General features: G+C 53.5%; 9 protein-coding genes and 2 pseudogenes. 4 read left to right on the forward strand and 7 right to left on the reverse strand.

What is annotated here, in order from left to right; genetic code table 11:
- Window positions 1-291: 291 nt before the first annotated feature.
- Window positions 292-573, forward strand: coding sequence for an alpha/beta fold hydrolase (locus D3M70_RS17120; RefSeq protein ID WP_120126908.1), 282 nt, complete (start codon window positions 292-294; stop codon window positions 571-573).
- 105 nt (window positions 574-678) lie between these two features.
- On the opposite strand, the gene D3M70_RS17125 is transcribed toward D3M70_RS17120, so the two are convergent.
- From D3M70_RS17125 to D3M70_RS17150, 7 genes and pseudogenes are all read right to left on the reverse strand, one after another.
- Window positions 679-831 (reverse strand): zinc-binding dehydrogenase, encoded by a 153-nt coding sequence (locus tag D3M70_RS17125; protein ID WP_120126909.1) that lies wholly within the window; start codon window positions 829-831, stop codon window positions 679-681.
- 4 nt (window positions 832-835) lie between these two features.
- Window positions 836-1,315, reverse strand: coding sequence for a hypothetical protein (locus D3M70_RS33300; protein ID WP_256659893.1), 480 nt, complete (start codon window positions 1,313-1,315; stop codon window positions 836-838).
- Between the two features lie 27 nt (window positions 1,316-1,342).
- Window positions 1,343-1,873, reverse strand: a pseudogene (locus D3M70_RS33305) (nucleotidyltransferase family protein); the annotation flags it as partial.
- Window positions 1,874-2,696: 823 nt separating this feature from the next.
- Window positions 2,697-3,137: a hypothetical protein gene (locus D3M70_RS17135; protein ID WP_120126911.1), complete on the reverse strand. Its 441-nt coding sequence runs from the start codon at window positions 3,135-3,137 to the stop codon at window positions 2,697-2,699.
- A gap of 236 nt (window positions 3,138-3,373) precedes the next feature.
- Complete coding sequence (locus D3M70_RS17140; RefSeq protein WP_120126912.1) at window positions 3,374-4,027, reverse strand: HNH endonuclease; 654 nt, start codon at window positions 4,025-4,027, stop codon at window positions 3,374-3,376.
- Window positions 4,028-4,276: 249 nt separating this feature from the next.
- Entirely contained in the window at window positions 4,277-4,450 is a 174-nt protein-coding gene (locus D3M70_RS17145) for a hypothetical protein (RefSeq protein WP_256659890.1), read from the reverse strand.
- Window positions 4,451-4,649: 199 nt separating this feature from the next.
- Window positions 4,650-5,147 (reverse strand): winged helix-turn-helix transcriptional regulator, encoded by a 498-nt coding sequence (locus D3M70_RS17150; protein ID WP_120126913.1) that lies wholly within the window; start codon window positions 5,145-5,147, stop codon window positions 4,650-4,652.
- Window positions 5,148-5,356: 209 nt separating this feature from the next.
- Between D3M70_RS17150 and D3M70_RS17155 the strand changes: the two genes are divergently transcribed.
- The 3 genes and pseudogenes from D3M70_RS17155 to D3M70_RS32350 form a co-directional block, all read left to right on the forward strand.
- Window positions 5,357-5,740, forward strand: coding sequence for a DUF6957 family protein (locus tag D3M70_RS17155; RefSeq protein ID WP_120126914.1), 384 nt, complete (start codon window positions 5,357-5,359; stop codon window positions 5,738-5,740).
- A gap of 42 nt (window positions 5,741-5,782) precedes the next feature.
- A complete protein-coding gene (locus D3M70_RS17160) occupies window positions 5,783-6,226 on the forward strand; it encodes a hypothetical protein (protein ID WP_120126915.1) in 444 nt (147 codons plus the stop codon).
- Window positions 6,227-6,298: 72 nt separating this feature from the next.
- Window positions 6,299-6,511 (forward strand): annotated as a pseudogene (locus D3M70_RS32350) (hypothetical protein); the annotation flags it as partial.

Raw genomic sequence — 6,511 nt, forward strand, 5'->3', positions numbered from 1 at the left:
AACGAGAGCTGAAACGACTATTCAGGCCTTTACCTATTTTCATCCGCTAGCACGGGCTAGAGATGCAGGAGCCTGCATGGGAGCAATTGCTACCGTCGTTCCTTTGAATGCTGTGCCTCTGAATTTCCAGGCGCATTCGCGCTAGACGGGCGGTCTCGGTTAGGGTCGACTGCTTCGTCTTTGATCGCATCACGAAACCCTCTGATCGACTCACCAACGTCAGCGCCGAGCTCCTTCATCAAGTCGTTAAGCAAGGCGAGCTACATCGCAAGCTTCGGTGGGCCTGGCGGGATGAGAGCCAGGTTCGAGCTAAACCGATCCTTCGCTGCTGATGCGGAACTCAAACGTGCCCAGTTGGCAGCTTATGGGAAATTGAAAATGCCGGTGCTTGCTTTGGCAGGTGAGTCGAGTGCGTTCAACGCAGTCCTGAAATCCATGATGGCGGAGGTGGCTGAGAACGTCAGTTTCGCCATCATCGAGAAGGAAGGTCACTGGCTAGCGGAGGAGAACCCTTGCGCAGTGGCGCGGGCGCTGATCGACTTTGATGCATTGATCCTTGGGCACTACAACTGAATGCGTTTTATCAAGGAGAGCCCACGCCCCATTCGTCATGGATTGCTCCTTTTTGGAGCAATCCGAGCCAACTTGTTTGCTCGACTTGGCGAAGTCGAGCGTGGTTTACATTTCGATAACTATCTTTCCGATCTGCGCATTCGACTCCATGTACTCGTGCGCTTCAACCATCTCGCTGAATGGGAACGTCTTTGAAACCACCGGCTGCAGCGCGCCGGCTTCAAGCCCTTTGGTGATGAACTCCTTGGCGCGGTGCAGGCGTTCAGGAGCGCGAGCTTAGCCCAGCTTCCAGTTTGTGCAGCCTGCCAACCTTGAGGAACTCTGGCTTTGCAACATCCAGTATCTCTAGCAGTCGTTGTTTCTCTGATGGTGATGGGAACCACTCATCAATCTCGACATTGCAATGATCTGAATCGCCAAGGGCCCACCTGACAAGCATATCTGCAGCCGCTCTGTAGTGATCCGCCATGTACAGCCGTCGACCTTCTACAGACCAGCCGCGTTGTGCCATAGGGTCAGTGACATCGAGGACGCCCATGTCGCCAAAAAATTCGGTGGTATCGGGGTAATGGATGCCAGCCAATGACACCTTCGCCACGCCCGACTCCCGGTTGAAATACGACAGGAAATGCCATCCACCAGTCGTGCTTCCAGGATGTGGAAAATTGATGGCAGCTTTGCCAGTGATGTAGTGCTCGTGCGAAACGCGTTTGAGATCAAAATCGAACAGTGGCTTGGTCATAGAGGCTGACGCAAGCGTAAGCAGTGGCCATATTTTCATCCAGTTTTTAGACATGAAGCGTTGTTCAAAGATCGCTTTTTTCGAAGTGGAAAACTTTCCTGTGGGCCTGAGAATCAACTCAAACAAATCGTCTAGGCCCAGCGGTGCTGCAACCTCGAGTGAGCATTTCTCGAGTAGCCTTACAGCCAAAGCTGTCGCCGTAGCCGGCCAGTAGCGCATTGCATCGGTCGAGGAAAGGTAAGGCTCATCGCCGTTTTGAAGATGCATCCTGGCCTGGTTTTTTACAGACCAGATGACGGTTGGATCTAGCTCCGTGAGGACTGCCTCAAGAGCTTTATCTTCCTCTGGAGTGCAGCGCTTGGTATCAAACCAGATGACGTCAACGTCCGTTGAGATCGGAGACGAATCACGCCCGTGCAAATAATCCCAAACCGCATTGCGCACGAAACCTGCTGCTATCCAGCAGTCTGGCAACTTAAGAACGCGCACCGTTTCAAGCATTCGAAGCCGAATGGGGTCACTTAAAATAATCGCTTGGACTGTCGAGACTTTGTCCATTCAGAGCTCACTTTTTTTGGCTCGGCAGGCATACATAGATGCGGCAGCAGTAGGAGGATCTTACTCGCCTCATGGATTGCAGGCGGGTGAGATCGTCCTTTAGATGGGCCCACGCCCGTCTGGCTTCTTCCCCAAAGTCAGCCGGTGACGCGTCCTTAGGTTATCGCGACAGGAAAACCCATTTTTCTGGCGTGTTTTTAATCTGACAGCTCCGCTTGATCGTGGTTGTCCCTCGTGGTGCTGCAAGCCAGTATGAGTTTTTAGTGCTGGCTGGGTCAGTTATCAGGGTGTATGAAAGTGACTCGCACTCCAATCCTCGGACATACATCCTCGCCCCAGGAATAAGTCGCATAAGGTACGCAGAGGGATCTGACGGCTGTTCTACAAGCCCGAGTGCCTGAGCGAACTTTCCGCTCTTGACCACGCCAGAAGCGAGGTACCACTCCCCATCATCACCCTTAAGTGCCTGCAAATAATTGCCATCACGTTCTGGCCAAGGAGCTAGCTTCGACAAATCAGGTGGTGAAGCTGCAAAGGCAGCGCTTGATGCCGCAAGCAGCAGAAGGCCGAGCGTATTACCGCGCATGGATATTTTCGCCGATCTGGTTAATGGGTCTCAAAGTGTATTGGTCTACCAAGACGCCGCAACTCAAAATGGCCTCACGAAATCTTTGGTTGTAAGCTTCTGCCCAACACATCTTGCTCAATGTTCAGCGTCTGTCTGGGAGCACGAGATCTACCTCATAGATCCCCCGTGCCGCGCGGATGGGGGCCGACGCATAACTGACAATCTACGGTAATGAAGTCTGGCGCCGTCAACCAGCTACCGTTTTTCGAATATGACTGGCTCACCTTCAAGGTAACGACGCCAGTCCGCCGATACGTCGGACAAGCCATGAACAGGATCGCTCAGCACAACATCTCCATTGCTCGGACGCATCATGAAGTTGGAAATGCTCAGGTCGAAATCAACTTCGTACAGGTAATTGGGTAACAGGCTCACCATGGCATCTACTACCAGCTTGGTGTGCTCATTAATGGGTGCCGTAGGAAGCGCAGCTATCACGGCTTCTCGTTCATCGATCTCGGTCAGAAGGAGGCCGTCTGCCTCTCCGGTCAGATGAGACAAGAGCTTCGCTATCGACAGTCGCTGCAATGAATCGTCGGGCAGAGGAGCCAAACGCTCCAAGTGCGCTAACCAGAGGTAGTCGGGAAAGTATTGATCTTGGTTGTAAATCGCAACAGCGCCATAGTCGTTCAGCAAGCCTACAGTTCCTGCCAATCCTCGATTCTTCGCTCTGCTGGCGAAGTCATGGGTGGCGTTGTCTGTTGATAATCGATAGATCGACTCAGGGGTCTCGCCGCTGAAAAGAACGCTGAAAGACCCCGTAGCAACGATGTGTTTGCCAACCAACAGATGTGAATTTCTAACGCGCTCGTAATCTCGGCCAACCAATATATGTTGGATTCTGTCAGCGAGAGGCGGGGTGGCATTTATCATTAGATTCTGTTGCCCTTGGATAGATTACAGGGCTCACAAAGGAGCTGCAGATTGCGAACTGTGTTGCTCCCTCCCCGCGAAAACGGAACGATGTGATCGAAGCATAGAAGCTGCCGAGTGCCGCACTCAACACACATGCCGGCATCGCGCTGCCAGACCTCTCGCTGCACGGATCGGGGGATAGCCTCTCGCCTTGGTGCGGGTGGTTTGGGGGCAGGCATACTGGACACATCGACACGAATCGGCTCACCCTTACCCGCACCGGTATCTTGCTTAAGCTCAGACGCATCGACACTAACAGATGGAAGCTTTTGTCCCGCCGCCAATGCCCGGATGTAATCCACCAACTCGTCCAGTTCTCTTCCGGTAGTGAGGATGAGCTTGAGCGCAGGCAGGCCTTTTTTGAGTCCTTCTGAAGCGTAGGTGCCACTATGCCGACCCGCTTCACCAGGATACTCCAGCACCATCCCTGGAATTTCTTGACCATCAGGTGGGTAAGGCAGCCAAACGTTACAAGCGTCCTGCCTCTTTGGTTGATCTACCTCAACAACCACTTCAATATCCAGAATTCGGAAGGCCTTAACCTTAACGCGTTCGCGAACCGGTTCCCCAAACTCTATGGAGAAGCGCTCGATCACTTTTTGCTTCAGCATAACTTTCCCTAAAATTTTGGCATTTCCTGGCGCTTTGGGATGGCCATGACGAGCCTCCCATCACTCCAACCTGTCGAAATAAGTAAGTTCAGAATCGCTGCAGAAGAGAGCGCTTATGAATGCCATCGTCGATGGAGTCAAACCGGAAGAGCTTCGCGCTCAGGATTCCATAACCGTTCAATCGCCCATAGGGGCTGCCCGCCTTGGAAAATCCGTATGGCCGCAATGTATGCGTCGTACGTGGAGCGGTCAAACGTCGTCCAGGTCGATCTGGTAGGTTGAGTCGTAGGCCTCAACCTTGACGTCGTGCGTCACCTCCAGCGATGTTAATTCACCACCTTGCTTGAGGATCCAGTCCCTCACCAACCGCTCGAAGTCGGTGGCTGTAATTTCAATATTGGGATTCGCCATTGGTGGAAACATTTGTTGTCCTTAACTGAGATTGCCAGTCCAGCTTGGTGCCAGTAGGCCGATCATGTTTGTTATCGGCTGCGTGGCTGAGGCGAGAGCGCTGGTGCGGCACAATCATAGGGTGACGACAGCTTCAACGAGAACGCTAGATCGCGGGGTGACTAGCTCCAACCCGGCTGGGTCATCTGATATTCCGACCTTCTCTCCGACGTTACTTCCCGTTCTGAGAATCCTGATCCAGTAGCCGTTTCCACATGCGATTCACCACGGTCGCCGAAAATCCCAATTCCCTCGCGATCTCCGCTTGCGTCATCCCCTTATCCCTCAGCTCACGGACAGCTTCGAGCTTGTCTGGATCAGTCGGCTTCCCACGGCCCCGTTGAACAAGTTCCTTGCCAACAAACTGCTCGGCTAATACCTCAAGCCCACCCTCTGCCTCGAACTCGCGGATGTGCTTTTTGGCAGAGTCGAGAAGGGAAGAACCGGGGACGCCATGGCGCGCTGACATGCACAGCACCATTAACGCCACAGGATCGATCTGGAGACTCTCCGCCAGGCTCTCGAATTTTTCGAGAGTGATGCTGGTTTCTCCTCGCTCAAGGGCACTTATCTTCGACTTAGCGCTGGCATCGGAGAGGTTTTCATAGCGGAGACGTCGGTGCAGGCGTAAAGCCCGGAGAACGCCAGCGAGTGCGGTTTTAAGCTGCATGGCTCTGCCAAAAGTCAGGATATAGCCACACAGGAGGTATTTCGATAAACATCAATTCGAGGTATTATTGTGTATGTCGGGGATCTGGCCTTCGGGCTGGGCCCATCATGAGCGCTCTCTGCCCCCTAGCATGGTGGCCGAGGCCAAGCGGTCTGCGCGTGTCAATTTCCGAGTAATCATGAGTAGGGGTTGGGGGAGTGGACAATTCCATGAATGACGGCCTGCTGGGTGATCCAGGTGCAGCCACTGCAGGATCTGACCTCAGCCTCGAAGACCTCTTGGCACACGCCAAAGCCCGTTACCGCCGGATGCCTTGTTGTGTTGTTGAGGACTGGATCATTTTCGACGTGGTCGTGACCGAGGATGAACTCGCCAAGGTTCATGCCGCAGGCTGCCTGCCCATGATCATGTACGCGCACAACGTTAGGCACGACGAAAACTGGAGGTTTGAACCCGGCTCCTGGGTTCGGTCGACCATCGCCACTGAGTTCAGTGAAGGATTTCTGTTTGTCACCCGGAACACCGTGTACGCACTGAAGGGCAGCGGCCATCGTAAATCGGCCTCTTTGAAAGCCATCTACGCAATTCACTAAATCGCTCGCTCCGAAGGAGCGCCTGAGATTGAGACACCACAAATGTTCTGCACGCATGAAAGTGAAAAGGCTGGCTCGGTTGGGATGTTCGGAGATGGGCTGGCTCATTGGCATGGCGTTTCCAGAGCGCTGAAAACCCCTTGGTATCACGTTAGTGTGAAGCGCTGGCAGGACGACCGTTTTGTCTCAATCGAAGAGTTCGTGAATGACGAAACTCGGCTGTATGAGCTCCTGAGCCAGCAAGACGAGACACTCAAGGTCTCCGAGGTGCAAGTAGTCACCCCGTGGTGGGTGAACGGTGGAGAGTCTTGGAAAATGGAACGCCTTCAATCTCTGAGCATGGGTTGCAACTCACATGACGTACCAATCTGCATTTTGGAAGTCGAGGGTGGAGCTGTGTATCACGATTCTCACGATCCGGATTTCGATGCGGCCGCTCTTCGGAAAGTCCGAATCATTTACCAAAGCCCGTTGGCTGCCCGCTGAGCGAAGTCGGGCTGACGCCCGATAGATAGGCCCTTAGGCTTAAAAAACATTGTGAAGGCAAGGAGGCACGCGGTGAGCGTAGAGAACGAGTTGACTGCGGAGTTGCACAGCAGGCGCTTTACGGATTTTGACCGGCGTCGAATCCATAGAGCTCAAAGCCAGGTATATGAGCACGAAATCACCGCATATCTGGTCAACTCTCAGATTGTCGGCTCTTCACTGGTGGGCGTGGTTTTTGGCCACATCAATAAAGGCCCCCACGGGCGCTATGCGGACGGACATTTC

The sequence above is a fragment of the Pseudomonas sp. LS-2 genome (assembly GCF_003605735.1).
Lineage (GTDB): Bacteria > Pseudomonadota > Gammaproteobacteria > Pseudomonadales > Pseudomonadaceae > Aquipseudomonas.

Excerpts from the sequence above, each read along its gene's own strand:
- D3M70_RS17120 (WP_120126908.1), top strand. The coding sequence starts at position 292 with ATGAGAGCCAGGTTCGAGCTAAACCGATCCTTCGCTGCTGATGCGGAA.
- D3M70_RS33300 (WP_256659893.1), bottom strand. The coding sequence starts at position 1,315 with ATGACCAAGCCACTGTTCGATTTTGATCTCAAACGCGTTTCGCACGAG.
- D3M70_RS17140 (WP_120126912.1), bottom strand. The coding sequence starts at position 4,027 with ATGCTGAAGCAAAAAGTGATCGAGCGCTTCTCCATAGAGTTTGGGGAA.
- D3M70_RS17145 (WP_256659890.1), bottom strand. The coding sequence starts at position 4,450 with ATGTTTCCACCAATGGCGAATCCCAATATTGAAATTACAGCCACCGAC.
- D3M70_RS17150 (WP_120126913.1), bottom strand. The coding sequence starts at position 5,147 with ATGCAGCTTAAAACCGCACTCGCTGGCGTTCTCCGGGCTTTACGCCTG.
- D3M70_RS17155 (WP_120126914.1), top strand. The coding sequence starts at position 5,357 with ATGAATGACGGCCTGCTGGGTGATCCAGGTGCAGCCACTGCAGGATCT.
- D3M70_RS17160 (WP_120126915.1), top strand. The coding sequence starts at position 5,783 with ATGTTCTGCACGCATGAAAGTGAAAAGGCTGGCTCGGTTGGGATGTTC.